General features: G+C 72.5%; 22 protein-coding genes. 11 read left to right on the forward strand and 11 right to left on the reverse strand.

The window, feature by feature from the left end; translation table 11 throughout:
- Nucleotides 1-205: 205 nt before the first annotated feature.
- Nucleotides 206-895, reverse strand: coding sequence for a response regulator (locus tag ACZ4FV_RS27595; RefSeq protein WP_395865190.1), 690 nt, complete (start codon nucleotides 893-895; stop codon nucleotides 206-208).
- Nucleotides 880-2,382 carry a sensor histidine kinase gene (locus ACZ4FV_RS27600; protein WP_465323520.1) on the reverse strand — a complete coding sequence of 501 codons (1,503 nt, stop codon included), beginning with the start codon at nucleotides 2,380-2,382 and terminating at the stop codon, nucleotides 880-882. The genes ACZ4FV_RS27595 and ACZ4FV_RS27600 overlap by 16 nt, the downstream gene beginning before the upstream one ends.
- 221 nt (nucleotides 2,383-2,603) lie before the next feature.
- Between ACZ4FV_RS27600 and ACZ4FV_RS27605 the strand changes: the two genes are divergently transcribed.
- Both ACZ4FV_RS27605 and ACZ4FV_RS27610 read left to right on the forward strand, forming a co-directional pair.
- Entirely contained in the window at nucleotides 2,604-3,296 is a 693-nt protein-coding gene (locus ACZ4FV_RS27605; RefSeq protein ID WP_465323521.1) for an ABC transporter ATP-binding protein, read from the forward strand.
- A complete protein-coding gene (locus tag ACZ4FV_RS27610) occupies nucleotides 3,293-5,683 on the forward strand; it encodes an ABC transporter permease (protein ID WP_465323522.1) in 2,391 nt (796 codons plus the stop codon). Before ACZ4FV_RS27605 ends, ACZ4FV_RS27610 begins: the two co-directional genes overlap by 4 nt.
- Before the next feature lie 88 nt (nucleotides 5,684-5,771).
- Here ACZ4FV_RS27610 and ACZ4FV_RS27615 read toward each other — a convergent pair whose 3' ends face one another.
- Together ACZ4FV_RS27615 and ACZ4FV_RS27620 are read right to left on the reverse strand one after the other, a co-directional pair.
- Nucleotides 5,772-6,548: a tryptophan 2,3-dioxygenase gene (locus ACZ4FV_RS27615; protein WP_402237033.1), complete on the reverse strand. Its 777-nt coding sequence runs from the start codon at nucleotides 6,546-6,548 to the stop codon at nucleotides 5,772-5,774.
- A 209-nt stretch (nucleotides 6,549-6,757) separates the two neighbouring features.
- On the reverse strand, nucleotides 6,758-7,378 hold the full coding sequence (locus tag ACZ4FV_RS27620; protein WP_395865199.1) for a potassium channel family protein: 621 nt from the start codon (nucleotides 7,376-7,378) through the stop codon (nucleotides 6,758-6,760).
- Nucleotides 7,379-7,751: 373 nt separating this feature from the next.
- Between ACZ4FV_RS27620 and ACZ4FV_RS27625 the strand changes: the two genes are divergently transcribed.
- From ACZ4FV_RS27625 to ACZ4FV_RS27640, 4 genes are all read left to right on the forward strand, one after another.
- Nucleotides 7,752-8,213, forward strand: coding sequence for a VOC family protein (locus tag ACZ4FV_RS27625; RefSeq protein WP_395865201.1), 462 nt, complete (start codon nucleotides 7,752-7,754; stop codon nucleotides 8,211-8,213).
- A 358-nt stretch (nucleotides 8,214-8,571) separates the two neighbouring features.
- The gene (locus ACZ4FV_RS27630; protein WP_395865203.1) at nucleotides 8,572-8,880 is read left to right on the forward strand and encodes a chaplin; all 309 of its coding nucleotides are present in this window, start codon (nucleotides 8,572-8,574) and stop codon (nucleotides 8,878-8,880) included.
- A 327-nt stretch (nucleotides 8,881-9,207) separates the two neighbouring features.
- On the forward strand, nucleotides 9,208-9,687 hold the full coding sequence (locus ACZ4FV_RS27635) for a pyridoxamine 5'-phosphate oxidase family protein (protein ID WP_395865205.1): 480 nt from the start codon (nucleotides 9,208-9,210) through the stop codon (nucleotides 9,685-9,687).
- A gap of 333 nt (nucleotides 9,688-10,020) precedes the next feature.
- On the forward strand, nucleotides 10,021-10,929 hold the full coding sequence (locus ACZ4FV_RS27640) for a universal stress protein (RefSeq protein WP_465323523.1): 909 nt from the start codon (nucleotides 10,021-10,023) through the stop codon (nucleotides 10,927-10,929).
- A 638-nt stretch (nucleotides 10,930-11,567) separates the two neighbouring features.
- Here ACZ4FV_RS27640 and ACZ4FV_RS27645 read toward each other — a convergent pair.
- A complete protein-coding gene (locus tag ACZ4FV_RS27645; protein WP_402237023.1) occupies nucleotides 11,568-12,509 on the reverse strand; it encodes a phosphotransferase family protein in 942 nt (313 codons plus the stop codon).
- A gap of 277 nt (nucleotides 12,510-12,786) precedes the next feature.
- On the opposite strand from ACZ4FV_RS27645, the gene ACZ4FV_RS27650 reads away from it, so the two are divergent.
- The gene (locus ACZ4FV_RS27650) at nucleotides 12,787-13,617 is read left to right on the forward strand and encodes a hypothetical protein (protein WP_465323524.1); all 831 of its coding nucleotides are present in this window, start codon (nucleotides 12,787-12,789) and stop codon (nucleotides 13,615-13,617) included.
- A gap of 178 nt (nucleotides 13,618-13,795) precedes the next feature.
- Here the strand turns inward: ACZ4FV_RS27650 and ACZ4FV_RS27655 are convergent, their stop codons facing one another.
- The 3 genes from ACZ4FV_RS27655 to ACZ4FV_RS27665 are packed head-to-tail and all read right to left on the reverse strand — an operon-like array spanning nucleotide 13,796 to nucleotide 14,770.
- Complete coding sequence (locus tag ACZ4FV_RS27655) at nucleotides 13,796-13,966, reverse strand: hypothetical protein (RefSeq protein WP_465323525.1); 171 nt, start codon at nucleotides 13,964-13,966, stop codon at nucleotides 13,796-13,798.
- A gap of 7 nt (nucleotides 13,967-13,973) precedes the next feature.
- Nucleotides 13,974-14,327 (reverse strand): ArsR/SmtB family transcription factor, encoded by a 354-nt coding sequence (locus ACZ4FV_RS27660; protein ID WP_395865217.1) that lies wholly within the window; start codon nucleotides 14,325-14,327, stop codon nucleotides 13,974-13,976.
- Nucleotides 14,324-14,770, reverse strand: a complete 447-nt coding sequence (locus tag ACZ4FV_RS27665) for an SRPBCC domain-containing protein (protein WP_395865219.1) — start codon at nucleotides 14,768-14,770, stop codon at nucleotides 14,324-14,326. Before ACZ4FV_RS27665 ends, ACZ4FV_RS27660 begins: the two co-directional genes overlap by 4 nt.
- A gap of 465 nt (nucleotides 14,771-15,235) precedes the next feature.
- Between ACZ4FV_RS27665 and ACZ4FV_RS27670 the strand changes: the two genes are divergently transcribed.
- From ACZ4FV_RS27670 to ACZ4FV_RS27680, 3 genes are all read left to right on the forward strand, one after another.
- Complete coding sequence (locus ACZ4FV_RS27670; protein WP_465323526.1) at nucleotides 15,236-18,166, forward strand: helix-turn-helix transcriptional regulator; 2,931 nt, start codon at nucleotides 15,236-15,238, stop codon at nucleotides 18,164-18,166.
- Between the two features lie 295 nt (nucleotides 18,167-18,461).
- Nucleotides 18,462-19,139 (forward strand): papain-like cysteine protease family protein, encoded by a 678-nt coding sequence (locus tag ACZ4FV_RS27675; protein ID WP_465323527.1) that lies wholly within the window; start codon nucleotides 18,462-18,464, stop codon nucleotides 19,137-19,139.
- Between the two features lie 5 nt (nucleotides 19,140-19,144).
- Complete coding sequence (locus ACZ4FV_RS27680; RefSeq protein ID WP_465323528.1) at nucleotides 19,145-20,068, forward strand: hypothetical protein; 924 nt, start codon at nucleotides 19,145-19,147, stop codon at nucleotides 20,066-20,068.
- A gap of 124 nt (nucleotides 20,069-20,192) precedes the next feature.
- Here the strand turns inward: ACZ4FV_RS27680 and ACZ4FV_RS27685 are convergent, their stop codons facing one another.
- The gene (locus ACZ4FV_RS27685; RefSeq protein ID WP_395865227.1) at nucleotides 20,193-21,149 is read right to left on the reverse strand and encodes a hypothetical protein; all 957 of its coding nucleotides are present in this window, start codon (nucleotides 21,147-21,149) and stop codon (nucleotides 20,193-20,195) included.
- A 209-nt stretch (nucleotides 21,150-21,358) separates the two neighbouring features.
- Entirely contained in the window at nucleotides 21,359-21,946 is a 588-nt protein-coding gene (locus ACZ4FV_RS27690; protein ID WP_331771694.1) for a restriction endonuclease, read from the reverse strand.
- 624 nt (nucleotides 21,947-22,570) lie between these two features.
- Between ACZ4FV_RS27690 and ACZ4FV_RS27695 the strand changes: the two genes are divergently transcribed.
- The gene (locus ACZ4FV_RS27695) at nucleotides 22,571-24,277 is read left to right on the forward strand and encodes an ATP-binding SpoIIE family protein phosphatase (RefSeq protein ID WP_395865230.1); all 1,707 of its coding nucleotides are present in this window, start codon (nucleotides 22,571-22,573) and stop codon (nucleotides 24,275-24,277) included.
- Between the two features lie 59 nt (nucleotides 24,278-24,336).
- On the opposite strand, the gene ACZ4FV_RS27700 is transcribed toward ACZ4FV_RS27695, so the two are convergent.
- A complete protein-coding gene (locus ACZ4FV_RS27700; RefSeq protein WP_402237014.1) occupies nucleotides 24,337-25,812 on the reverse strand; it encodes a serine hydrolase domain-containing protein in 1,476 nt (491 codons plus the stop codon).
- Nucleotides 25,813-25,894: the final 82 nt, after the last annotated feature.

Consider the following 25,894-nt stretch of genomic DNA (forward strand, 5'->3'; position numbering starts at 1 on the left):
ATCGGCAGCATAGGGGCAGCCCGCGCACGGCACCCGCCCGCGAGCGCCGCATCCGGCGCGAGCGCGGGATACCGGACTCGGTGGCCGGCCGCGCTGCGGCCAGGCGCACGGGTCGCGGACGCGTGCCGCCGGCGCAGGAGCGGGATGCGGGCGTCGGCCTTCGCCCGACCGGGCAGGCGACGCCGAGCGATACCGGATGCCGCCGCTAGGCCGCGCCGCCCGGTGCGATCAGCCCGGTCTCGTACGCCAGCACCACCGCCTGCACCCGGTCCCGGAGGTTCAGCTTCGACAGGATGCGGCCGATGTGGGTCTTGACCGTGGTCGGGCTCAGCGACAACCGCTCGGCGAGTTCGGCGTTGCTCAGACCCGTCGCCAGCAGCCGGAGCACCTCCAACTCGCGCGGGGTCAGCTCGGACAGATCGCGATGCGGCGTTCCACGCGGTTCGTCGCGATGCGCGAAACGCTCGATCAGCCGGCGGGTGATGGTCGGCGCGAGCAGCGCGTCGCCGGCCTGGACCAGGCACACGGCGGCGACCAGTTGCTCGGGGGTGACGTCCTTGAGCAGGAAACCGCTGGCCCCGGCGGTGAGCGCGGCGTAGACATAATGGTCCAGGTCGTACGTGGTCAGGATGATCACCCGGGTGCCGGCCGAGCCGCCGTCGGCGAGGATCCGGCGGGTGGCCTCGATGCCGTCCATCTGCGGCATGCGGATGTCCATGAGCACCACGTCGGGTCGGGTGCGCCGCACCGCGGCGATCGCCTCGACCCCGTTGGCCGCCTCGGCCGCCACCTCGATGCCGTCCGAGGCCAGGATCATCCCGAAGCCGGTACGCACCAGTGCCTGGTCGTCGGCGATGACCACCCGCAGCGCCGGTCGATTCACGCCGTCCGCCACGGGACCGCGGCCCGGATCCGGTACCCGCCGACCAGGGTCGGCCCGGCGGTCAACTCGCCGCCGTAGACCGCCAACCGCTCGCGCAGCCCGATCAGCCCCCGGCCGTTGCCGTCCATCGACCGGCCGCCGTGCGTGCCTCCAGTGTCGATGACCTCGATCTCCAAGCAGTCCCCCGTATAGCCGATGACGACACTGGCCGCCGCGCCGGGCGCGTGCTTGATCGTATTGGTCAGCGCCTCCTGGACCACCCGATACGACGCGAGATCCACCCCGGGCGGCAGCGGGTCCGGCGGCAGCGACATCGCCACGCGCACCGGCGTACCGGACGCGCGCACCCGCTCGATCAGCTCGTCCAGTCGGTCGAGTCCGGGTTGGGGTTCGAGGTCGTCGGGGCGCTCGTGGTCCGCGGCGGCGAGCAGTCCCATCACATGGCGCAGTTCGGCCATCGCGGCCCGCCCGCCGGCCTCGACCGCGAGCAGTGCCTCCTTCGAGCGTTCCGGCGCCGCGTCCATCACCTTGCGCGCGGCCCCCGCCTGGATCACCATCACGCTGACATTGTGCGTCACCACATCGTGCAGTTCGGCGGCGATCCGGGACCGCTCCTCCTCGACCGCCCGGCGGGTGGCCTCCTGTTGGTCCTGCTGGAGCCGGGTGTACCGATCCCGGCTCGCCGCCAACTGCCGTCGCCAGAACAGCACCAGGCCGGCCATCCCGCCCGCGACCAGCAGCACCACTCCCGGGCTCGACCAGCCCGGCAGGATCGGCGCCGAGTCCCGGAACGCCGCGCCGGCCAACACCGCGGCACCCACCAGCACGGACACCGCGCGCACCCGGTAGCGGCTGTAGACGACGGCGCTGTAGGCGCCGATCACGCAGGTCAGCACGTTGATCCAGGACGCGTCGTCCTCGCCGATGGCCACCCCCGCGCTCAGCACCGCGGCGAACGCGGCCAGCGGGTACCGGCGTCGCACGGCCAGCGGCAGCGCGGAGAGCACCAGGAACGGCCAGGGCACGGAGGACAGTCCCCGTTCGTCGGGCGGCCAGCCCTCCGGCGGTATCGGCGGTCGCGGTGGGGAGGGATGCTCGGCGGACTCGTACGGGACCTGCCACGCGTCCTGGACCGGACCGCTGACGGAGGACGGCCTCCGTTCCTCGGGTGGCCGGCCCCCCGGCGGCACCGGCTGAACCGGCTGGACCGGCTGGACCGGCTGAACCGGCGGGACCGGCTGAACCGGCTGAACCGGCGGTATCCGTGGGGCCGGATGCTCGGCGGACTCGTACGGGACCTGCCGCGCGTCCTGGACCGGACCGCTGTCGGGATACCGAGCCGCCACCACCAGCGCGAGCACGGTCAGCACGACGGCCAACACCACATCGACTGATATCGCCCGCCGCGAGAGCGGGGCCGTACCCGCCTCCGAGCGCAGCGTGAACGCCAGTTGCGCCCGCCATCCACGCCGGACCCCCGGCTCGTCTTCGGTATCCACCGGCTCATTGTGCGGTCCGCCCACGCGGGGCCGCATCCGCCCGCGCGACCAAGCCGCGCTCCGTGCGACGTACTTCGCAGGGATGACCCCGCGCCCGGGTCCTCCGCGCGGAGGGTCGGATGTCGGTTGGGCGGCCGACGCGCCGGATCGCTGCCCGCCCCTACGTTCGCTGAGCCGGCAAGGACACCTCCCCCTCTCGACGTCAAGGACGGACGACTCCCATGACTCACGTGATCGAACTGGCGGGCGTGGCCAAGCGCTACGACAGCGCCGGCGCACCCGCGCTCGGACCGCTCGACCTCGGCGTCGCCCAGGGCGAGGCGCTCGCGGTGACCGGTCCCTCGGGCAGCGGCAAGTCCACGCTGCTGAACCTGATCGCCGGGCTGGACAAGCCGGCCGAGGGCGCGGTGACCGTGGCCGGCCGGCGGATCGACGGGCTGAACGAGCACGCGCTGGCCCGCTTTCGCCGCGAACACATCGGCATGGTCTTCCAGTTCTTCAACCTGCTCGACGACCTCACCGTCGCCGACAACATCCGGCTTCCGGCCCAACTCACCGGTTCCTCCCGGCGCAAGGCTGCGGCCCGCGCCGCCGAGTTGATGGAGGTGCTGGGCATCCAACGGCACGCCCACGCCTACCCGGGCCGGCTCTCCGGCGGCGAACGCCAGCGCGTCGCGGTGGCCCGGGCGCTGGTCAATCGGCCCGCACTGCTGCTCGCGGACGAGCCGACCGGCGCGTTGGACACCGCGTCTGGGCACGACGTACGGGAGCTGCTGGTGGACCTGCACCGGGACGGGCAGACCATCGTGCTGGTCACCCACGACCTGGCGCTGGCCCAGGCGTGCGCGAGCCGCACGATCCATCTGGTCGACGGGCACCTCGCGCTCGACACGCGCGCGGAGGCCGTCCGATGATCGGCCTCGGCGGCTCCGCACTGGGCCGGGTGGTGCGTTCCGGTGTGGGTCGACGGCGGGTGCAGACCCTGGTGATCGCGCTGGCCACGATGATGGCGGTGGCCTCGGCCGTGGTCGCCGGGTCGCTCATGGTCGCCGCGAACGCGCCGTTCGACCACGCCTTCGCACAGCAGCACGGCGCACACCTGAGCGTGCAGTACGACCCGGCCGCGGCGAGCGCGGCACAACTGGACGCCACCCGAAGGCAGTCCGGCGTCACCGCGACCGCGGGGCCGTTCCCGTCCACGACGTTGCGCCCGGTGACCGGCGGCGGCGGGCACCTGCCACCGCTGACCCTGGTCGGGCGGCCCGGTCCCGATGCCGACGTGGACGACTTGGACCTGAGGTCCGGCCGATGGGCGGCCGGCCCGGGCGAGATCGTCGTGTCCGCCTCCTTCAGCGGCCCCGACATCCGGCTCGGCTCCATCCTGCGCGCGTCCGATGCCGCGGACGCCCCGACCCTGACCATCGTGGGCATCGCCATGTCGGCGAGCAAGACCGCCGACGTGTGGGCCACGCCCGGGCAGGTCACCGCGATCGCGGCGTCGACCGGGCCGCTCACCACCCAGATGCTCTACCGCTTCGCCGCGGCGGGCGGCAACGACGACATCGCCGCCGCCCGGGCGCGACTCGCCGCGGCCGTACCGCCCGACGCGCTGTTGGGCAGCCAGTCGTACCTGGACACCAAACGCGCCGCCGATCAGAACGCCGCGCCGACCATCCCGTTCCTGATGGCGTTCGGCGCGCTGGGCATCGCGATGTCGGTGATCATCGTCGGCAGCGTCGTCAGTGGCGCGGTCGGCACCGGGCTGCGCCGGATCGGCATCCTCAAGGCCATCGGCTTCACCCCGCGCGAGGTGGTCCGGGCCTATGTGGCCCAAGCCTTGATCCCGGCCTCCGTCGGCATCGGGGTGGGTGTCGTACTGGGCAACCTGATGGCGCTGCCGCTGCTGTCGGACACCGAGGAGGTCTACGGCGACACGTCGCTGGCGGTGGCCTGGTGGGTGGACGTCCTGGTGCCGGCGGCGGCCCTGCTGGTGGTCGTGCTCGCGGCGCTGGTGCCCGCGCTGCGGGCCGGGCGGCTGCGTACGGTCGAGGCCATCGCGATCGGCCGCGCGCCGCGTACCGGACGGGGCCAGTGGGCGCACCGCGCGGCGGGCCGGCTGCCGCTGCCGCGTGCGCTGACGTACGGCCTCGCGAGTCCGTTCGCGCACCCGGTGCGGATGCTCGCGATGTTGCTCGCGGTGGCCTTCGGTACGGTCGCGGCGACCTTCGCGGTGGGGCTGACCTCGTCTCTGAACGCGGTCGGCGAGGCGCAGGACCCGGAGAACCGCGCCGCGATCACCGTCATCGGCGGCGGGCTGTCCGAGGGGCCGGGCGGACCGGTCGGGCCGGGCGGACCGCAGCCCGGGAAGGGCGACACCGCCGAGGCCGCCGTCGACACGGCACGGGTGCGCGCCGCGATCGAGGCGCAGCGGGGCACCGCGTCGTACTACGGCCTGGCCCAGGCGGACGTCACCGTGACCGGGGTGGCCGGCTCGGTTCGGGCGACGCTGTACCAGGGCGATTCCCGGCCGGGCAGCTACGAGATGATCTCCGGGCACTGGATCGCCGGACCCGGCGAGGTCGCGGTGCCCACCCGTTTCCTGGAACGCACCGGAACCAGGATCGGCGACCCGGTACGGGTGACCTATCGGGGCGACACGCAGACCCTGCGGATTGTCGGCGAGGCCTTCGACACCTCGGACGACGGCATGCGCCTGCACGCTGACCTCGCCGCCTTCGCCGCCGCCCGTCCCGACATCTTCCTGGTCGAGGTCGGCTCGGGCCTGTCACCCGCCGAGTACGCCCGGCAACTCGAGGCGGTGGTACGGCCGTTGGGCGGCGATGTGCTGGTCAATTCCCCCACCGAGGCGGAGGGCATGATCCTGATCCTGAACACGATGGCCGTCCTGCTCACCCTCATGCTGGTCGCCGTGGCGGCGCTCGGCGTGCTCAACTCGGTCGTGTTGGACACCAGGGAGCGCGTGCACGACATCGGTGTGTGCAAGGCCCTGGGCATGACGCCGAGGCAGACGCTGAGCCTGGTCCTCGCCTCGGTCGCGGGCATCGGCCTGCTCGGCGGCCTGGTCGGTGTGCCGGCCGGGTTCGCGCTGCACGCCTATGTGGTGCCGGTGATGGGGCACGCGGCGGGCACCAACCTGCCGCCGAGCATCCTCGAGGTGTACGACGCGTGGCAACTGGTCCTGCTCGGTCTCGCGGGCGTGCTGATCGCGGTCCTGGGCGCGGCCCTGCCCGCGAGTTGGGCGGCCAAGGCGCGCACGGCGACGGCGCTGCGGACGGAGTAGGGCGCGCCGCCGATCCGCGGATGGGGCGGGCAGAGTCGGGCCGGGCCCGGGCCCGGGGCCGGCCCCGGGCTGCGCCGCGGGGTGCGGCTCAGGCCTGGGACCTGACCTCCCACAGGTCGGGGAAGACCGGCGAGAACAACGTCGCGCGCAGGTACTCGGCGCCGGCGGAGCCGCCCGTGCCGATCTTGGCGCCGATGGTGCGCTCGACCATCTTCATGTGCCGGTAGCGCCATTCCTGGAGGCCCTCGTCGATGTCGACGAGGGCCTCGCAGACCTGTGTCGCGTGCGCGGTCTCGTCGAGGTACACGGCCTCGAGGACCTCCTGGACCTCCGGGTCCGGTCGCCACGCGACGCTCGTGTCCCGTTCCAGGACCCGCGCGGGGACCGCGTAGCCCAGGACGGCGAGGTGGCGCAGCAGCGAGTCGAACACCGACGGGCGGTGCGCGGCGGCCTTGAGCCGCTCTTCGTGACCGGTTTCGAAGGACCCGAACTCCCGGCGTCCGAGCACGGCTTCCAACTCGCGGAACTGCGCCGACTGGAACCCGCTCGAGGTGCCGAGCGCGTCGCGGAAGGACGCGAACTGCCGGGGCGTCATGGTCTCGAGGACGTCGAGTTGGCCGACGACCGTCTTCAGGATCTTGGCGACCCGACGTGCCGTGTGCAGGGCGCCGGCGCCGTTGCCGCCCTCCAACTGGCGCTGGAGCAACGCGACCTCGTGCAGGATCTGCTTGAACCACAGTTCGTAGACCTGGTGGATGACCACGAACAACATCTCGTCGTGCGCTTCGGTCCGCGGCTCCTGGCAGGACAGCAGCGTGTCCAGGCGCAGATAGCTTCCGTACGTGACGACCGGGGCGTCGCTCATCGTCGTTTCCTCTCCTTGCGGGCTTTTCCACCGTTCCGACCAGCCGGAAACGACGGGCACCATCCTGTGCCGGTCGAGCCCTTTCGGGAATGGTCGACACACGGAAGCAGGCCGGGTGGATGTGATGATCGCAAGGCGTTTTTACAGATGAGTTTATGGTCGTAAACCCCGATCGGGCGGCTTCCTCGAGCCCGGTCGTCCGAGGTGCCCTACGCGCCGGGTGGGGGCGGGTCGGGAGGCATCTCCGGGAGGTCGTCCCGGTCCGGGTCGAGGTCGGAAACGGCATCGCCGTCCGATCCACCCGACTGCCTGCGCAGGCCCACCCGGACCGCGCCCAGGATGACTCGTGCGATCACGCCCAGCGCGACCAGGTCCACCAGCATCTGGATCGTCGTGACCACACGCGCGGTCTCGGTCTGCGGCGCGATGTCGCCGAAGCCGACGGTGGCGAAGACGGTGACGGTGAAGTACAGCGCGTCGGTGCGGGACATCCGTTCGGTGAAGGAGTCCGCCTGGTCGGAGTCGATCAGGAAGTAGGTCGCGGCGAAGAGCACCAGCAGGAAGGGCAGCGAGACGGCCACCGCCTCGTAGGCACGCAGGCGCGGCCGCTCCGAGCGCTCGATCGCGTCGACCTGCCGGACCACCAGCGCGACGAACGCGACGAGTCCGACGACGAGTCCGATGGCGGCCTGGATGTCGAGCCGACGATCCAGTGGGATGAGGTAGTACACCACCAGCATCAGGGCCGACATCAGCGCGCCGCGGAGCAGCCCCCACAACACCATCCGCCGCCCGGCCGGGTCTGTGCCGGCCGACAACATGTGCTTCATGGCGTGTCCGACGTCAAGATCCGCCTCCTCGGAGGTCAATGTAGTCGAGGCTGCGACATATCAGGATGAATCAGTCGGCGTGGCGCGTCGGTTCACACCCACACAAGGGCCGTCGCCTTCGCCCGGAAGCACCTCGCCGCCGGACCACACAGCGTGCGCCCGCGGTCCCGATGGTTGCCTCGGTCCGGCTCGGGCACTAACGTCGGTCGGGTGACTGCCGGGTCGGCCATGGGCCATACACGAGTAGGGCACCCGGCCTCGGCGTGAGTCCGAGGCGGGCCAGAGCCCCGCCTTCTCCTCTCCTTTTCTTCCCCTCCGGCGCCCGCGCGCGCCGAATCCCAGCGGAAAATCGAGACCTGGAGAGGCTCCACGGATGTCGCACGACCGGAAGCAAGAACAGCGGGAACAACGGCGGCAGGAACACGAACAGGACCGGGATCGACTTCCGGTGAACACGGTCCTGTTGAACCACACCGCCGTCTACGCCAAGGATCGGCAGCAGGCGGCCGAGTTCCTCGCCTCGATCCTGGGCCTGGAAGTCGGCCCCCCACTCGGGCCGTTCCTGCCCGTCGACCTCGGCAACGGCGTGACGCTCGACTACTACGAGAAGAACGACGAACCAATCCAGTCCCAGCACTACGCGTTCCTGGTCCCCGACGACCGGTTCGACGCCATGATCGCGCGACTGGAGGCGCTCGGGGTCACCTACTACGCCGACCCCAGCCACTCCCGAGCCGACGAGACCAACGACTGGTTCGGCGGGCGCGGCGCGTACTTCGAGGACCCGAACGGCCACAACATGGAGATCATGACCCGGCCGTACGCCCGTCCGTAGCCGGCAGCGGGGGCGGGTTTCGCACCCGCTCCCGGCTGTCCGTGGGCGCCGGACCGTCCGCTCTCCGGCCCCCGCGCTCCGGGTGCGCGCCACTGCATTCGTGCTCCGGCGTTCGGCCTTCGGCGTGCGGAGTGCGGAGTGCGGCAGAGCCGGAACAACGGCGGTTCCGGCGAGGATCGCGCACCGCGGCCATACGATCCAAGCCCCGGGGTCGGCGTTCCGAGGCCGTCGGGGCGCGAGGCCGGGTTCACCGGATCGAATGAACTCACCCACTGGATGGTTGCCATCGTGGAGGTACGTCGTTGAACTCGTCGTGCGTCGCAATCGGGTGGCGCGGGTGGGTGATACGGAGAATGCAGTGAACACGTTCAAGAAGACCGGTGTGATGGTCGCGGGCAGCGCCGCGCTGGTGATGGCCGGCGCCGGCGCGGCGAGCGCGGGCTCCGAGGCGGACGGCGCCGCGGTCGGCTCCCCCGGCGTCCTGTCGGGCAACAACGTCCAGGTGCCGGTGCACATCCCGGTGAACATCTGCGGGAACAGCCTCAACCTTGTCGGCTTCGTGAACCCCACGTTCGGGAACTTCTGCGCCAACATCGACGGCGACGACGAGCACGGCGACCGGCACCACGAGGCTCCGCAGCACGGTGGTGGCGGCCACCACGGCTGACCGCACACGCTCACCGATCTCGGCCGCTCCTCCGCGTCCGACACCCGGGGCCCCGCGAGCGCACCTGCGCTCACGGGGCCCCGGCCTTTGCCCGGCCCCGGCCGTACGGCACGGTGAGTCCCTGCACGGTGACCAATGGTGCATGTAGCGGGTGAACCGGTGGTCGCGCGGAAGGTCGGAGCGGGCCAACGGATCGGGACATCCGGCACCGGTCCCGGGGACGCTCGGCGCGGTGCCCGTCGTCGGATCCGGCGGTTTCGGCACGATCGGCGGAATCAGGGCCGTTCGGCCCTGTTTCCGCTAGTGCCCGGACTCCAGGGTTGAGCAATGAACGAACACGCCGGGACGCGACGTCCCCTCGGCCGCCGCGAGACGCTGGACCTGATGGCGAGTGCGCCCCTGGGACGCGTCGTCGTCAGCGAGGGCGCGCTTCCCGCCGTCTACCTGGTGCCCTTCGCGCTGGACCGCGAGTACGTCGTATTCCGGGCCCCGCTCGACTCGCGGCTGGCCAGGGCGGCGCGCGATTCCGTGGTGGCGTTCCAGGCCGACCGCGTGGACCCGTCCGCCCGAACCGGCTGGACCGCGACGGTCACCGGTCAGGCCTCCCTGGTCCGCGACCCGTCGGCCGTCGCCCGCCTGGACGACCTGGTGCCGACCATCGGCGCGCAGGACGAGGGGCAGGCGTGGTTCCGCATCACCACGGAACTGGTCACCGGACACCTCATCCAGGAGTCCCCGGGCCCGCGTCCCCACGCGGAGGCCGACGCGGCCCCGCCATCGCCTCCGCCGCCGCGGCGCGAAGCCTGACCCGTACACCGCGTCCCCATCGCGAATGTGCGCAGCAGCCCGCGGGCGGCCGGTGGGCGTACGCCGACGGCAAGCGCATCACCCGCTCGGCGGCACCGACGCCTCCGCGACCCATCGGTGACCTCGTGTCCCGCTCGCGCCGGCGCGCCGCCCGCTGGATCGTGGCACTTGACGCACCCGGCGGATGACCACCCCGCCGCCGAACGGCGTCCGCAGGGCCCACCGGCTCACCCGAAACGGGACCTACGGCCCTGTGTTCCGTCCCCTCGACACCCGAGACTGGCCCCAGGTCGGCCCACCCGGGCCCACCCGCGCGTACCGAAGGGATCCGCCGTGAACCAGGCTCCGACATCCACCGGTTCGACCTTTGAACCCACTCCCTTGCACGGGCATGTCGTCGTCGGCTTCGACGGCTCGCCCGGTGCGGAACGCGCCGTCGACCTGGCCGCCGACGAGGCCGTCCGCCGGAACACCACCCTGGAAGTGCTGTACGCGCTCGAATGGGTCGAACTCGGCGGCGCCGACGACCGCTTCGGGCAGCAGTTGCGCGCGGACGCCCGCGACGTCGTCGACCGGGGCGCGGAACGCGCCCGCCTGCGCCGGCCCGGCCTGTCCGTCCTGGCCACCGTCGAACTCGCCAACGCCATCGACGCGTTGGAGGCCGCGAGCGACCGCGCCGCCCTGCTCGCCGTCGGCAGCCGGGGCCTCGGCGGCTTCGCCGGCCTGCTGATGGGCTCGGTCAGCCTCCCGGTGTCCGCCACCACCCGCTGCCCGCTCCTGGTCGTGCACCCCGACCAGGACACGGCCGGCGGCGATACCCCGAAGCCCGTGCTGGTCGGCATCTCCGACGTCGACTGCACCCCCGCCCTGGAGGCCGCCTTCCACCAGGCGCAGGCCCGGGCACTCCCGCTGCACGCCCTGCACGCGTGGCGCTACCCGGCGATGGCGGCCGGCAGCGCGGGCTACGCCCCGGCCATGTACGACTGGCGCGAGGTCGCGCAAACCACCCTGACCGCCGCGCTGGAGCCCGTGCGCGCGAAGTACCCCGACGTCGTCGTGACCGAGGAGGTCGTGATCGACAGCCCCGCGCACGCCCTGACCAACGCGAGCTCCGACGCCGAGCTGGTGGTACTGGCCGCCCATCGCAACACCGGCCGCTTCGGCCCCAACCTGGGCCGGGTCACGCACGCCGTGCTCCACCACGCCAAGGCGCCCATTCTGCTGGTGCCCGTCGGCAAGTAGCCCCTCCGTCGGCCGGCCCCCCGCCCTCAGCGGCTCGCGGCGAGGCGCTCCGCACGCCGGGCGATGGCACCAGGAGCCAGGACAACCATTCGGCGCCCCGTTGGCGCACGCGCAGGGTGTGGGTGACCACGGTGCCGCCGCCGGACGCCCGGGTGAGGGTGAAGCCGTGCTCACCGCCGTGGTCGGGTGGGAAGGCGATCCACAGGCGGCGGCCGGGCTCGGCGGCCTCGATCCGGCAGAGCATGCCGCGGTGATGGAACGGTGCGCCGCCGCGGATTCCCTCCGGTGCCCGAACGCTTCCCCATTCGTGGGGAAAGAGCTCGTCGTCCGGGCTGCCGAGCCTCGTCGAACTCGGTCGATCCCCCGAGCAGGCCCGGCACGCCGCCGCCGCTGCCTACGCCGTCTACCTCGGCACGGCGGCACTGCGGCGCGTCGACGCGGCTCCCGACGACGACACGCACACCTACATCGACACCGTCATGGCCGCGTTCGGCATGTCACCGCGTGCCAGGGACGAACGGTAGCCACCCACCGCCCGTCGGCAGTGGCCGAGGACAGGTCCGGCGAGATCGAGGTCGTCGAGGGGTGCTCACCACTCGACCTTCGCCGTCGATGCCGAGGTCGACGCCGTGGGTGTGTCAGGCGAGTTCCGCCCACGGGCTCGGCGGTCCCGAGGCGAAGAAGCGCAGGAGGCCGAGCAGTCGGCCGGCCGGAGGCGCGCTCCAGTGCCGTCGACCCGGTTGTGGTGTGCGGTCCGGCACGCGGTACAGGGCCCAGGTGAGGTGCACCCGGAGTACCCGGGCCTCCCAGGACCGCGGGCCGGAGCCCGCCGGAGCCTGCTCACCCGTCTCCTGCCGATATCCGTCCAGCATCGCCGCGACTCCGGTCAACGGAATCTTGGCGAACTCCGTTGCCGGGTCCGCCCATTGGGCGTCGCCCCAGTCCACGATGCCGGTCAGGGCCGCCGGTCGCGCACGCACGAGCAGGTTCTGGGCGGCGATATCCCCGTGGACCAGGACACGGGGTGGGTCCGCCGGCAGGTGTACCGACAGCCGCTCGAACCAGCCGGTGAGCCAGTCGGCCGTCCCGGAATCAATCCAGCCACCGGAGCGCAGGCGGCGCACCAACACCCGGGGATCCCCGGCGTCGTCATCCACCGGAACCCCGGCCGGCGCGCCGGCCGAGTCCGGCGACACCCGGTGCAGCCTGGCCAGTTCCCGGCCCACCTCGCGCAGCACACGCTCCGTGTCCGCGGCGGACGGTTGCAGCCCGGCAAGGTCCTCGCCGGCCGCGCGTTCGAGCACCATGTAGGGCACGTCCACCCACGAACAGGTGTCGTCGAACGCGACGACGTCGGGCGTGCGCACGCCGGCACGTCGCGCGGCAGGGATGACGGCGGCCTCCTTGACCAGATCGACGAGGAACCGCCTTGTACGCGGCACGCGCAGGACCAGGTCGTCACCGAGCGCGTAGACGTGATTGGCCGCCCCGGGGAGGATCGACCCCACCGCCCCGACGCTGACTCCGTGCCGAGCGGCAATGGCGGCGAGCGTCTCGTGACTCGGTGTGAAGTCGTCCATGATCGAGCATCATGACACCGCCGGTCGTGGACGTCCGCTGCTTTTGCCGCGCTGCGGCACGCGGACCAGGGTGAATGCCGCGACGACAGTTTCCGAAGCCGTCTCGGCCGTGTGCGGAACCGGTAACAGCGAGGCGGATGACCGCCGACGACGGCTAGCTTCCAGTGACGACGGGCCGCCACAGGCGTTTCGTACGTGGACCGCTCCGGGGGACGGGGTCCGCGGCTCGTCTCCGCCCCAACACCGAATCCGGGGGAAAACGGTGCGAAACTCCGTCATGTCCAGGCACGCGGTCCGTCGATACGTACGCCGGGCGGCGCTGCCGCTGTCCACGCTTGTCTTGGTCGCGGGCCTCGGCGCCTGCGAGTTCGGATCCGACGACGCCAAGACGGCCGAGCCGAAAGCCGCTTCGACCCAGCCGGGCAAGCCCGGCGACGCCACACCGAGTGCCGGCGGCTCAGCGGATCCCAAGCCGGTCGACGACAAGTCCGTCGCCCCGACGCCCCCGCGGACCGGGCCACCCGCGGGCAACACCCCGGCGACCAAGGCCCAACTGGTGGCCGCGCTCCTCGACGCCCAGGAACTCCCGGCGGGAATGAGCGTCAAGGGCACGGCCGAGCCGCAGAACCGCGACGTGCCGACCGTCTCGGACCCCAAGTGCCAACCGCTGCTGGGTCAGGGAAGGACCAGCGTCGCCACGATCGAACGCAAGCTCATCGGTGGCACCGGGCCACGGGGAGTCGTGCAACCCGACACCGACATCGTGCTGAGCAGCTACCCGAACGAGCAGCTCGACCGCCAGTGGTCGACCTACCTCACCGCCGCGAAGACCTGTAAGCGGTTCACCTTCCAGGTCGACGGCGGCACGGCCGAGTACTCGGTGCTCGGTGTGCGGCCGGACGCCTACGGCCCCGGCAGCATCGAGATCTCCTCGATGTTGCGGCTCGGGCCGGACGCCGCGCCGATGACCCAGGCCGTCGCCAGGGTCGGCACCACCGTGGTGCAGCTGCGCGCGACCGGCGAGGACAACACCACCACCGTGCCGGCGTTCGCCGACCACCTCGTCCAGGGCCAGATCGACAAGGTCCGGTCCGAACTCCGCGGCTGAACCGCCGCGGCCACACCGTACGACCACCTCCCGCGTCACCGTGGCCCGCACGGCCCTCGCGCGGGAGGTGGTCGTTACGCGCGCACGTCCGACGACGGCACATTCTTCGAGCGGCACGGATTCGCGGTTCACCGTCAGCCTCGACGGGCGAACAGGAGATGCACAACCTGCTGCGGCCCTACCGAAGCGGGCGGGGCAGCTTCGCGAAGGTGCTCGCCAATGTGACGCCGCTGCCGGCCACACAACGCGCGATGCAGGTGTCCGCACGGGTGACCGTCACCCCGAACAACTCGGCGGTGGCCTTGTCCGCCCCCGTGGTGGACAAGGCCGCCGCCGACGTCGCGTGCATGGACGGGCTATCCCTCGTCCCGTTCCGCCGCCTCGGCGATCCGCTTGATGGTCGCCAGGCGCAGATCCCAGTCGGCCGCGAGCGAGGCCATCCAGCGCGCCGTCGCGTCCAACGCCTCGGGCCGCACCGTGTACCGCACCTCGCGGCCCACTCGGCCGCCGGAGACCAGCCCGGCCGCGTCCAGCACGGCCAGGTGCTTGACCACCGCCTGCCGCGAGACGGGCAGTCGTTCGGCGAGCGTGGTCGCGGTGGCCTCACCCCGCGCCGCAAGCAGGTCGAGCAACAGGCGGCGCGTCGGGTCGGCCAGCGCGACCAGTACGCCGTCCACCGCCCGGTCGCCGCCGTGGCGTTCCTCGGTCACGCGGATGGCTGTTCGGCGCGCGACTTGAGGGCGTCGAGTTCCTGGGGCCAGCCGCCGCTGTTGTCCCGCAGCGCCTTGCCCCGCAGTTCCTCGGAACCACCCAGCGACGCGAACCCGCTCTCGACCACGCGCAGCCGCGTCTTGTCGCCCTCCGTGCTCAGCGTGAACTCCACGAGGGTGCTGTTGTCCTCGCGCAGTTCCTCGCCGGGGAAGGCACTGGCCCACCGGTACGCCAGATAGGTCGGCGGCCGGACCTTCTCCACCCGTACCGGGAAGTCGCCGTACTCGGGGTTCTTCGCCACCAGCGACTCGCCCTCCCTGGCCACGGTCCCGGGCAGACTCGCCTTGTCCGCCACCCAGAACCCGGGCTCGGCAACCAACGCCCAGACCCGCTCCAGGGAAGCCTCGATCAGGGTCTCGCGCTCGATCCGGTCCTCGCTCATGAGGTACTCCTCCATCGTTGATCACCATCATGCAATGCAACCCCAGGGTTGCACATCGTCTCGTGAGGCGCAACCCATGGATTGCACATGCCACGCGCGGCAAAACGATGCCGAAGCGGCATCACGGAAGCGGGATCGCCGGCACGGGGGCGGCGGGAGGCGGGGCCGGCCGGCGGGGCGGGGCAGCCGGGGCCGGTACGGACCGGCGGGTGCGTGGCAGCCGACGCGACGACCGGCACGCGCCGGCGGATGCACGGGAGCCGGCACGCGAACCCGCGCGAGCCGGCACGCGCGAACCGGCGCGGTTCGTACCGCCGTTGCCGAACCGATTGGGGTGTCACATCGAGCCGATCGCGCGAACTCCCGCCTCGCGCTCCACTCGTCGGCCATCGTCGGTGAGCGGTGCGTCGGCCCCGCGTAGACTCGGTGGACCCGCATCCGGATTCGGCATGGGGAGGACGGCTCTTGGCGCACACCGATCCCACGCGGCACGATCTGATGGTGCTGGCCCGCCGCCGACTCACCCAGGGCGGTGTCGTCCTGCACGGGCCGGCCGGCATCGGCAAGACGTTCGTGCTGCGTTCGCTGCTCCCCACCGCCGCCCGCGGCGTCCCCATACTCCACACCGAACCGACTTCCGCCGAAGCGGAGTTGGCCTTCTCCTCGCTCGCCGACCTGCTGGATCCGGTCGCGGACGAGGTGATCGAGGCGTTGCCCTGCCCGCAACGATCCGCGATTCGCGTCGTGTTGTGCCGCGAACCGCCCGGACCCGACGGCCCCGACCCGCTCGCGCTGCGGCTGGGCGTGCTCACCGTGTTGCGCGCGTTGTCCGCCGCCACTCCGGTGCACGTCGCGATCGACGGTGCGCAGTGGATGGACGCGGCCGGCGCCGAAGTGCTCGCGTTCGCCGCCCGCCGCCTGGACCCGACCCGGGTACGCGTGATCGTCGCCGAGACCACCGACCCACCCGCCGGCCCGATCCACGGGACGCGGTTCTGTCCCGGCACACCCTCCGAACTCGAACTCCCGCCGCTCGGCCTGTCGGAGACCCGCGACCTCCTGGACCACCACGACCTCGACCACGACCTCGACCCAAATCGACTCCCCGACCGGTCCCTGCCGCACTGGCTGAGCAGGCAGGTGTACGAGGCGAGCGCCGGCAACCCGATGTACGCGCTCGAACTCGCCGGATCAGTACGCAGGTCGGCCCGATTGCCGGACCGCGACCAGCCGTTGCCGGTGCCCGACCGGCTGCGCCGGCTGCTGATCGCCCGGCTGGAGGGTCTGGCCCCCGAGGCCCGCCGGCTGCTCCTGCTGGCCGGCGCCGCCGCCCGCCCCACGGTCGGGCTGCTGCGCACCGCAGTCGGGCTCTCCTACGACTCCCGCGACGCGCGGGTCGCCGCCGCGGATCGGGCGGGCGAGGACCTGGTCCGGCGTACCCTCGCCGACGCGACCTCCGCCGGCATCCTCGACCCCCACCGGGACGACGGTCGACTCCGGTTCACCCACCCGCTGTTCGCCGCCGCGCTGTACGCGGACGGCTCGCCGGAGCAGCGTCGGGCCGCGCACGCGGCACTCGCCGCGTTGTCGGGTGAGCCGATCGATCGGGCCCGGCACCTGGCGCTGGCCGCGCCCGCGCCGAACGAACGGGTCGCGGCGACCTTGATGTCCGCCGCCGAACAGGCCCGTCGACGCGGTATGTCCGAGGACGCCGCGGCCCTGGCCCGACTGGCCGTCGCCCGAACCCCCGACGAACACGCCGACCGTCGCTGCGAACGTTGCCTCGACGGCGCCGGGCACGCGTACGCGGCGGCCGACTTCGAACTCGCACGCGAACTGGCCCACCAGGTCTTCGCGTCGGGGCCGAGCCCCGGGCAACGCGTACGGGCCTGCATCGTGATCATCAACGCCGCCAACCAGGCCCTGCACGACCTGGACGAGGTGTTCGCCGAGGCTTTCGCCCAGGTCGGCGACGACCCGGGCGGTCGCGCCCGACTGCACTACCTGCGCGCCTGCAAGGCGCACATCAGCGACGGTGACTCGGCGATCGCGTGGGCGGAGGCGGCCCGTGCCGCCGCGATCGCCCGGCAGGCCGACGATCGCGGCACCGAGCAGGTGGCGCTGGCGCTCCAGGCGTTCGTGGGCACCCTCCAGGGCCGCCCGGACGCGTGCGTGCCGCTCGCCCGCGCGCTGGCCCGCCCGCAGGACGCGGGGCCCACCGGTCGACACGCCGGACCCCGGGGGGTCAAGGCCCGGCTCGACTTCTTCGCCGACCGCCTCGTCGACGCCGGTGCCGAGCTCGACCGGATGTTGCGTCGGGCCGAGGAGTCCGACGACGCGGAGGAGCGACTGTTCGGCCTGTGCGGCAAGGTGGACGTCGACGTCCGGGCGGGGCGATGCGCGGAGGCGATGACGGTCGCGCACGAGGCATTGCGCCTGGGCCGCGACATCGGCGCCCATCTCGGGCTGGCCTACTACTCGGCGGCGGTCGCGGAGGCCGCGGGCGGGGATCTCGCACGCGCGGCGGCGCTGGCGCGCGAGGGGGTGCGCGCCGCACGGGCCGACCGGGACCTGGTGTACCTGCCGCTCGCGTTGTGCGTCCTGGGACAGGCCCAGGGGCGCCTGCGGGATCCGGTGGGCGCGGTGGGCTGTCTGAGTCGGGCCCGGGCGATCGCCGCCCGGCGCGGGATCGTCGATCCGGCGGCGATCCCGTGGTCGGCCGACCTGGCCGAGGCGCTCGTCGCGGTGGGCGATCACGACCAGGCGCGCGCGATCGTGGCCGAAGTCCGGGACACGGCGGGCCGGTTGGGGCGGTCCGGTGTGCTCGCGTCGTTGGCCCGGGCACACGCGCTGGTCCGGGGCGAGTCCGGGGACCTGGCGGGCGCGGCCACGAGCCTGCGCGAGAGTGCCGCGCGACATCTGGAGCTCGGTCTGCCGATCGAACACGGCCGCGACCTGCTGGCGCTGGGCTCGGTGGAACTGCGGCGGCGTCATCCGGCCGCCGCGCTGGCGTCCTGGCGCGCCGCGGAGTCCACCTTCGACAAGACGGCGGCCCGCCCCTGGCTCGAGCAGACCCGCGTCGAACTCGCCCGGCTCACCAGCGTGGACGATCCGGAGTCGGCAGACGGCCCGCTCCGCACACCGTCGCGGGCACTGACCGCCGCCGAGCACCGCGTCGCGGAGTTGGTCGGCGACGGTGCGACCAACCGCGAGATCGCTGGCCGCCTGTTCCTGTCCGCCAAGACGGTCGAGTCGACACTGACCCGGGTGTACCGCAAACTCGGCATCCGCTCCCGCGCGGAACTGATCAGGCTCTCCCTCGACCCCTCCGAGGAGCCGGACTCGACCGGCCGGGGCACCCCGAAGCGTCTGCCCGCACTGCGCGTCACGCCCTGAGTCAACCCGGCGGGGGCGACCGCCGAGGGGGACACGGGGGAACCCCCTGCTTTCGGGTCGGGGGTTCCGGGCCGCACCCGCGGTGGATCAGCGTTGCAGGTGTTCCTCCTCCGCCGACCGGTGAGGGTCTTCCTCGACATCCCGGACGTCGGTGCGTGCGCCCGCCATGTCGCCCGCTCCGCCGTCCCGGTTGTCCGACACCGCGTGTCCCGTTCCACTCGCGGTGTGCCCTCGCCGGTCGCGTCCCCCTCGATCTCCGCCCGGTGTCCCGCATGCCGGGCGAGAAGGAGACCCGATGATTCCGCGGAATCGCGGTACGTCCCGGAGCACCGAGGCCGTACCCGCCTCCCCACCTCGGCGTTGGCGGGCCGTCTGCGCGACCCTGACCGCCGCGGTGTGCCTCGCGGCGCCGGCCGGTACCGCGTCGGCGACCCCCGCGAAGCCCTCCGTCGCCGCGCCCCTGAGCGCCCCGGCGGACTCGAACACCGCCTACGGCTCCGCACAGTTGCCCTTCACCGAGCTGACCCAGGTACAGAACCAGTGGTGCTGGGCCGCCACCGGCCTGTCCGTGGCGCGCTACCTCGGTCGCGGCCGGAACACCAGTCAGAACAACTTCTGCGACTACGCCCGAGGGTTGCCCGCCGGCTACCCGTGTCCCAACCGGCCCGCCGAACTCACCGACATCCAAAGGGCCTGGGTCGCCCTGGGGATGAGCCGCGGTCGGCTCGCCGGGACGTTGCCCCTGGCCACGGTGGCCTCCTCGATCGACGCCGACTCGCCGATCGTGGTCGGCATCTACTGGACCTCGGGCGGCGGGCACGCCAACGTCCTGTACGGCTACGACACCGACAACGGGACGGTCATGTACGCGGACCCGTGGCCGAGCAGCCCGCGCTACGGCGAGATGGACTACGACTCATATGTCAGCAACTACCAGTTCCGGTGGGCCGAGTCCGTGTACGGAGAGGCGTGAGCGCGATGACCGAAGACAACCGCCTTGCGCACGACGCGAGTTCCGTTCTCGGCTCTTCTCCCGTGCGCTCCCGCACGCGCCGTCGCGGTGGCGCGCTCGCCGCCGTCGGCATCGGCACGGTGTTGTTCCTGACCCCGATCGTGGGCAGTGCGTCGGCCGCCGACGGCGGCGCACCGGTCGTCGCCGACGCACCGACCGACGCCGACCGAGGGCTGGCCCAGCAGACGTTGGGCACACCGGCGACCACGAACCGGCTGGCCGCGTTCTTCGTCCACCTCGACCAGCGCACCGCGGCCCCCTCGGGCGGGGTGGTGCAGTCGAGGGTCGCCCCGGAGGCCGCCGCCGCGCAGGCCCCGCGCCTCGTCGGCGACCCGGTCGCGGTGTACTCGCTCAGCGCGGACTTCGTCCGGGGGAAGACGTCGGCCCCGGTGGCCGACTTCGCCTATCTGGCGACCGAGGCCCGCTCGGCCGCCGGAGTCGAGGCGACGGTGTGGACGGTCCGCGATCGCGCCACGCACGAGTGGCGGGTGAGCAACGTGCTCTCCGGCACCGACGAGATCGGCTACTCCCGCCGGGCGGGCGGAGACACGGTGTTCACCGAACCCCAGATCGCCGCGTGGTACCACGTGCGCGACGGCCGCGTGTTGCCCCTGAACCCGGCCGCGCGGGACTCGGTCGGCGAGAGCGGCGTCACCGTGGCCGCCTACCGCCGACTCGTGCACGACCGGTACGCGGACAAGCTCCCCGGGTCGGACTACCAGCGGTCCGGCAAGATCGGCGGCTTCACCTCGAACCCCGCCTCGGCTCCGGCCGCTCACGAGGACGGCTACTCCGCCTCGGACCTCGCCCTCCCGGTAGGCGCCGCCGGCGTACTCGTCCTCGGCGTCGGCACTTTCGTGATCCGTCGCCGCCGCCCGGCGACCGCCTGACCAACCCCTCGCACTCCGCCGAGTGCACCGACCGCCGTCCCGCGATCGCGGGGCGGCGGTCGACGACCGTCCCCGTCGGGCACGCATCACCTCCGGACCGGGCAAACCCCAGATCCCCGCCGCCTCAACCGCGTGGGCGCGCGCGCATCGCGCGGGCGTGGGCCTGTTCGAAGTAGACGCGGCCTCCGCCGTAGGACCATGGCAGGTGGGAGCCCTGATGGGCGGTTGCCTCGAAGCGCACGCCCAGTTCGGCCCAGCGTTGGGCCTTGTCCAGGGCGTAGGCGAGCGCGCTGTGGTCGGACAGGGCGCTCGGATGGCGCGGCGCGGCGTCGACGGGGTAGCGGTCCAACGCCGTGTCCAGGTCCGTCTGCTGTGCGGCGGCCAGCCAGAAGGCGGTGTCCTCGGTGTCGCCGTTCCAATTCATCCGCAGCGCGTACTCGATGTGCGCCTCGACGACCAACACCACCAGCGGTGAGCCGTCCGGCGCCTCGGCCGCGGCCTTGCGGGCGAAGGCGTACATGTCGTCGTGCGATCCGTGCCATTTCTCGCACAGGTACTGCAATGCCGCGTCGTGCCCCGCGCGGTGTTGCGGGTCGCGCTCGCACAACGCCTGCCAGCGGGCCTCGAACACGTCCCGGGGAACGCCGAGTCCACGGCACACGCGCAGCCAGGACACCCATGGGGTGGGATCGTCCCGGGCGGCCTCGGTCGCGAGCAGGCACGCGTGGTCCGCCTCGACCAGCAATTCCCGGAAGTCGGCGAACCGTTGGCCACTGGTGAGACTGGCTCGCGCCGCGCCGCGTGCGTCCCAGGCCGTGCGCACCATCGCCGCGGCCGTGACCACCAGCGGGTCCGCCGACTCGGGTTGCTCGGCCCGCCACGTCCGCAGCCACTCGGGCCGCGCGGCGGCGACCTCGCCCAGTGCGGTCACCGCGACCGCGCGCCGCGCCCAGTCCGGTCCTATTCGACTCAGCAATTCCGCCGCGGGTGCGAAGTCACCGCCGAGGGTGAGGTTTTGCCCGATCTCGCGAATCTCGACGTCGTCGAGCGCGGCATCGGTCACGAGCACGGGCGTGGGCAAGCGCGAAGACGTGAAACGACCCCAAAGCGACATGGTCCACGATCCTAGGGCCTGGCCTTCGCCCCGTCCCGGGTCCCCGGGTGAGCACCCGCCGAGGCGTCGGCGGGTCGACCGGCGCGTCGAGTCGGTCGAATCCCTCGGCCCGACTCGCACTGCCGTCCGCCGCCCGGTCCGCGCTCGCCGTCCGCCGCGTGGTCGGGCGATCCGCGTTATTGCTTCGAGGGGCGGCGCGGTCGTGCGCGGCCGGAACGTTTGATGTCCAGGGCCAGGAAGGAACTCAACGGCGTGCCGTTCTGCCAGAACCCGAGCAGGTCGCGGTCGATCAGGGTCAGCGCGTGCTTCGCGGCGAACTCGCGGGCCGGCGTGGTGAACACGGTCGCGGTCACGATCACCGGCACGTCCGCGCCGTGTTCGAGGCGGGCGGTGCCGTTGAAGCGCTGCACGTCGCCGCTGCCGACCGATCGATGCGTCGCGTACCGCTTGCACTGGATCACCAGGCGGCGGCCGTCCGGCAGTCGGCCCACCACATCGGCGCCCAAATCCCCGCCGCCGCCCACCCGGGCCACCTCGGTACAACCGTCGCGCCGACACAGGGCCGCGACGTGGTCCTCGAACCCGGTCCCGCTCATCGCGTCCACCGACGTCAACGACCTCTCCCGGTCCAGCCTTTGCTCGTCGGCCACCCGCGCCCGTTCGCCGTCGCGCTCGCGGCGTCCGGCCTTGACCACCGCGGCCGCCACCACGCCCAGCGCCACCACCGACAACACGAGCGCCGCCACGATCAGCCCCGTACCCACCCCGTCACCCCCGTCCGCCCGGCCGCCACGCCCGAACCGTTCCCCACCCCGTGCCGTGCCATCGATTCCCTTCCGTGAGGGCCCGACCCGAACGGACCATCCGGCCAGTGTGGGAAACCCGCTCCGGGCCCGGCAACCCGAACACCGATTCCGACCCGAAATCGCCCCTGGAACGCACCGACCGGCCACCGCCGCAGAGCCTCTTGGTGACTCGAACTCGCCCATACTGCCGTTGTGTTACCCGATCGGCCGACACGTTTCGGCGAGCCGACCACCGGCTTCGCGGCGCGCGCGAGGGCCCGAGCGGTCGCATCCGCCACGCCCCGACGCGCCGGGCTCGACACCTCGACGGCCCCCGCGCCCAGCCCGATGGGCCGGATCCGGAGCGGCCGGTGATCGCCGCGCAGGTCACGGAACGACTCGACCGCGCCCTCGACCTCGATCGATTCCATGCAATCGCAAGTCGGCGCGGGTACAGTCGCAACCCACGCGTCGGCCGACCGAATCACTTGTGGGGTGGGTTCGGGGGTACGACGGGCGGCAGAGTCGCATGCGACGATCCGGTGCCGACGGAAAGAGGTGCGGGTGAGCGGGAGAGTGGATGGCGGACGCGGCCGGAGACACGTGCGTCGACGCAGCGCGGCGCCGGCCGCGGGCACTCGCACCCGCGCCACCCGCGATCAGCTCAACTGGCTCAACGAGGCGGGACTGCGGATCGGCACCACGCTGGATCTGAAGACCACCGCACAGGAGTTCGCCGACTTCGCCGTCCCCCGATTGGCCGATGGTGCCGCGGTGGATCTGCTGGAATCGGTGATCCAGGGTGAGGAGGGACACCGCCCCAGCGGCCGAGGCCGACCGGTCCGGCGGGCGATGGCCGTGGCGGCGATAGACCGAGTCGCCGATCTGGAACCCGACGAGGTGGGCGAGTTGTCCACGTCCTCCCCGGACCGGGACTCGCGCTTCACCCGAGCCCTGGCCGACGGCCGGCCGCTGCTGATCTCCAGCTTCGGGCCGGACGACTACGAGGAATTGGCGCCCACCCCCAGCGCCGCCGCCAAGCTGCGCCAGGCGGGCGTGCACACCTACATGATGGTGCCGCTGATCGCCCGCGGCGTGCTCCTGGGCTCCGCCGACTTCATCCGCGCGGGCGGCCGGCCCGGCTTCTCCGAGGCCGACCTCGCGCTGGCCCTGCAACTCGCCTCCAAGGCCGCGGTGGACGTGGACAACGCGCGGCTGTACAGCCGCGAGCGCGAGCACGTGGCCCGACTCCAGCGCAACCTGCTCCCCCGGGTCACCCCGCGCACCCCCGGTCTGGCGGCGTCCTCCCGGTACATCCCGACCGCCGACCCGCTCGGCGTCGGCGGCGACTGGTACGACGTGGCCCCGCTGCCGGGCGGGCGCACCGCCCTCGTGGTCGGCGACGTGATGAGCCACGGCCTGTCCGCCGCAGCCACCACCGGCGTGCTGCGCGCCGTCGCCCGCACCCTGATGGCCCTGGACCTGACGCCGGAGCGCATGCTCGCCCGGCTGGACCTGGCCGCCCGCGACCTGGAGGACGACCAGGTCGCCACCTGCCTGTGTGCCGTCTACGATCCGGCCGAGTCGACCTACACCCTGGTCAGCGCCGGCCACCCGCCACCCCTGCTGGTCGCCCCGGACGGCAAGGCGTCCTTCGTGGACGTGCCGATCGGCGCGCCGATCGGCTCCGGGGTGATCCCGTACGACCCGCTGCGGCTGACCGTCCCGCCGGGCAGTCGGCTCGTGCTCTACACCGACGGGCTGGTCAAGTCGCGCACCGAGGACATCGACGTACAACTGGCCCGGCTGCGGACCCGGGCCGCCTCGATGAGCCCTACCGAACTGGACTCGGGCGCGCTCGGCGACCTCGTCACCGGCGGCGGCGCCCGCTTCGACGAGGCCGTCGTCCTCGTCGCGGCGACCCAACCACCGCTCCTGGGCACGGACTTGTACACGTGGGACCTGCCCGGCAACGGCTCGGCCGCGGGTGTGGCCCGCAAGCTGGTCCGGGAGCGGCTCGCGGCCTGGCAACTCGAGGACCTCTCGGACGTCACCGAGCTGGTGGTCAGCGAGCTGGTCGGGAACGCCCTGCGCTACGGGATCGCCCCGGGCCAACTACGCCTGCTGCGCCACGACCGGCTGGTGGTGGAGGTGTCCGACACCGGGCCCGACCTCCCGCAGATCCAGCACTCCTCGCTCAGCGACGAGGGCGGCCGCGGCCTGCAACTGATCAACATGCTCTGCCGAGGCTGGGGTTCGTGCCGGACCCCGGAGGGCAAGATCGTCTGGGCCGAGCAGGACATCCCGTAAGCGTCTCGACCGTCGGCGCACCGCCGACGGTCGAGATCCACGTCGTTTCCGCAGCACGATCAGGCGGAGGCGGCGGCCCCCCGCTCGGCGTCGGTGCCCCGGACCCGGCGCATTGCCCGGCCCACGTGCAGGAACTCGGCCTGTGCACCGTCCCCGAGGAAGACGTACATCGGGTGCCGGCCGCCTTCGCGCTCGGCCGTGATCAGGGTGCGCGCGTCCGCGGCCACCACTCGCGAGGTACCGGAACCCTCGCCGACGATCTCGGCGATGGGCCCGTGCACGCGCGAGGTCACGGTCAGGCCGTCCTCGGTCTCGGCGACGTCGACGATCAGCGCGGGCGACGCGTAGGTGCCGACGACGTAGTCGGCGTCGATCGAGACCGGTTCGGCGGGCGGCGCCGGCAGGTCCGGCACCTCGACGCCGCCGAGCGAACCGAGCAGTTCGCGGACCAGGTCGTAGGCGAGATACAGGGCACCGCCGTTGGTCAGCAGCGCGATGGAGAACTCGCGCGAGGGCACCACCCGCAACATCGCGCTGTGGCCGATCGTGCCGCCGTCGTGGCCGATGACCGCCTCGCCCGGCCAGTCGTACAGATTCCAGCCCAGCCCCCACGACCTGCCGAGCCGGCCGTCGCCGATGATCTCGACCTGCGGCTCGCGCATCGCCAGCGCGGACGCCTCCGAGAGCAGGCGCGTCCCGTCCGGGAGCAGTCCTCGGCGGACGTGCGCGGCGGCGAATTCCAACAGGTCGCTCGCGCTCATCGCGAGCATGCCCCCGGAGGGGCCGCCGGCGCGGGACATGTGGTGGATCGGCGCCTTGACCGGGCCGTCTGCTCCACCCAGGTGGCCGATCGCGGTACGGTGCAGGATCGATTCGGCCGCGTCGTTGGCCACGTGGGCGAGTCCCAGCGGTGCCACGATGCGTTCGCGCAGCGCCGTCTCCCAGGTCCGGCCCGTCAGCACCTCGACGACCCGACCGAGCAGGTCGAAACCGCTGTTGCAGTAGGAGAAGGTCGAACCCGGCGGGAACAACTGTTCGCCCCGGGTCGCCAGGCCGGCGGTCATCAGCTCGAGCGCGTCGTGTCCGGGACCGAAGTCGTCGTACAGCTCGCCCTCGAAACCGCCGGTGTGGCACAGGAGATGACGAATCGTCACCAGAGCACTCGCGTCCTCGTCGACCAGGCGCAGGTCGGGGAGGTAGGTGCGGACGGGTGCGTCCAGGTCGATCAGGCCCTCGTCGACGAGCTGCATCACCAGGGTCGTGGTCCACACCTTGGTGATCGAGCCGACCTGGAACAGCGAGTCGGTGGTCGCGGGGTGGTCGAACTCGGTGTCGAGCACGCCCACCGCCGCCGCGACGGTCCGATCGCCCACCCGAACGGCGATGCTCGCACCCGGAATTCCCGCCTGCTCGGCGAGTTCCGCGAGACGGGCCTCGAGGTATTCGGGGGTCGGCATGGACTCGGCCGGGCTCGGTACGTCCGACCGGCCGGACGCCGGGGTCGCGGCGGCCTGCGGCGGGATGGATCGTGCCATGAACGGGCACCTCCTCGAAGAGCGGCGGGTGTACCGCGGTGGTCGATCACGGTAGGCAGCGGCCCGGACCCCTGACTCGTCG

This window comes from Embleya sp. NPDC025285, from assembly GCF_055558835.1.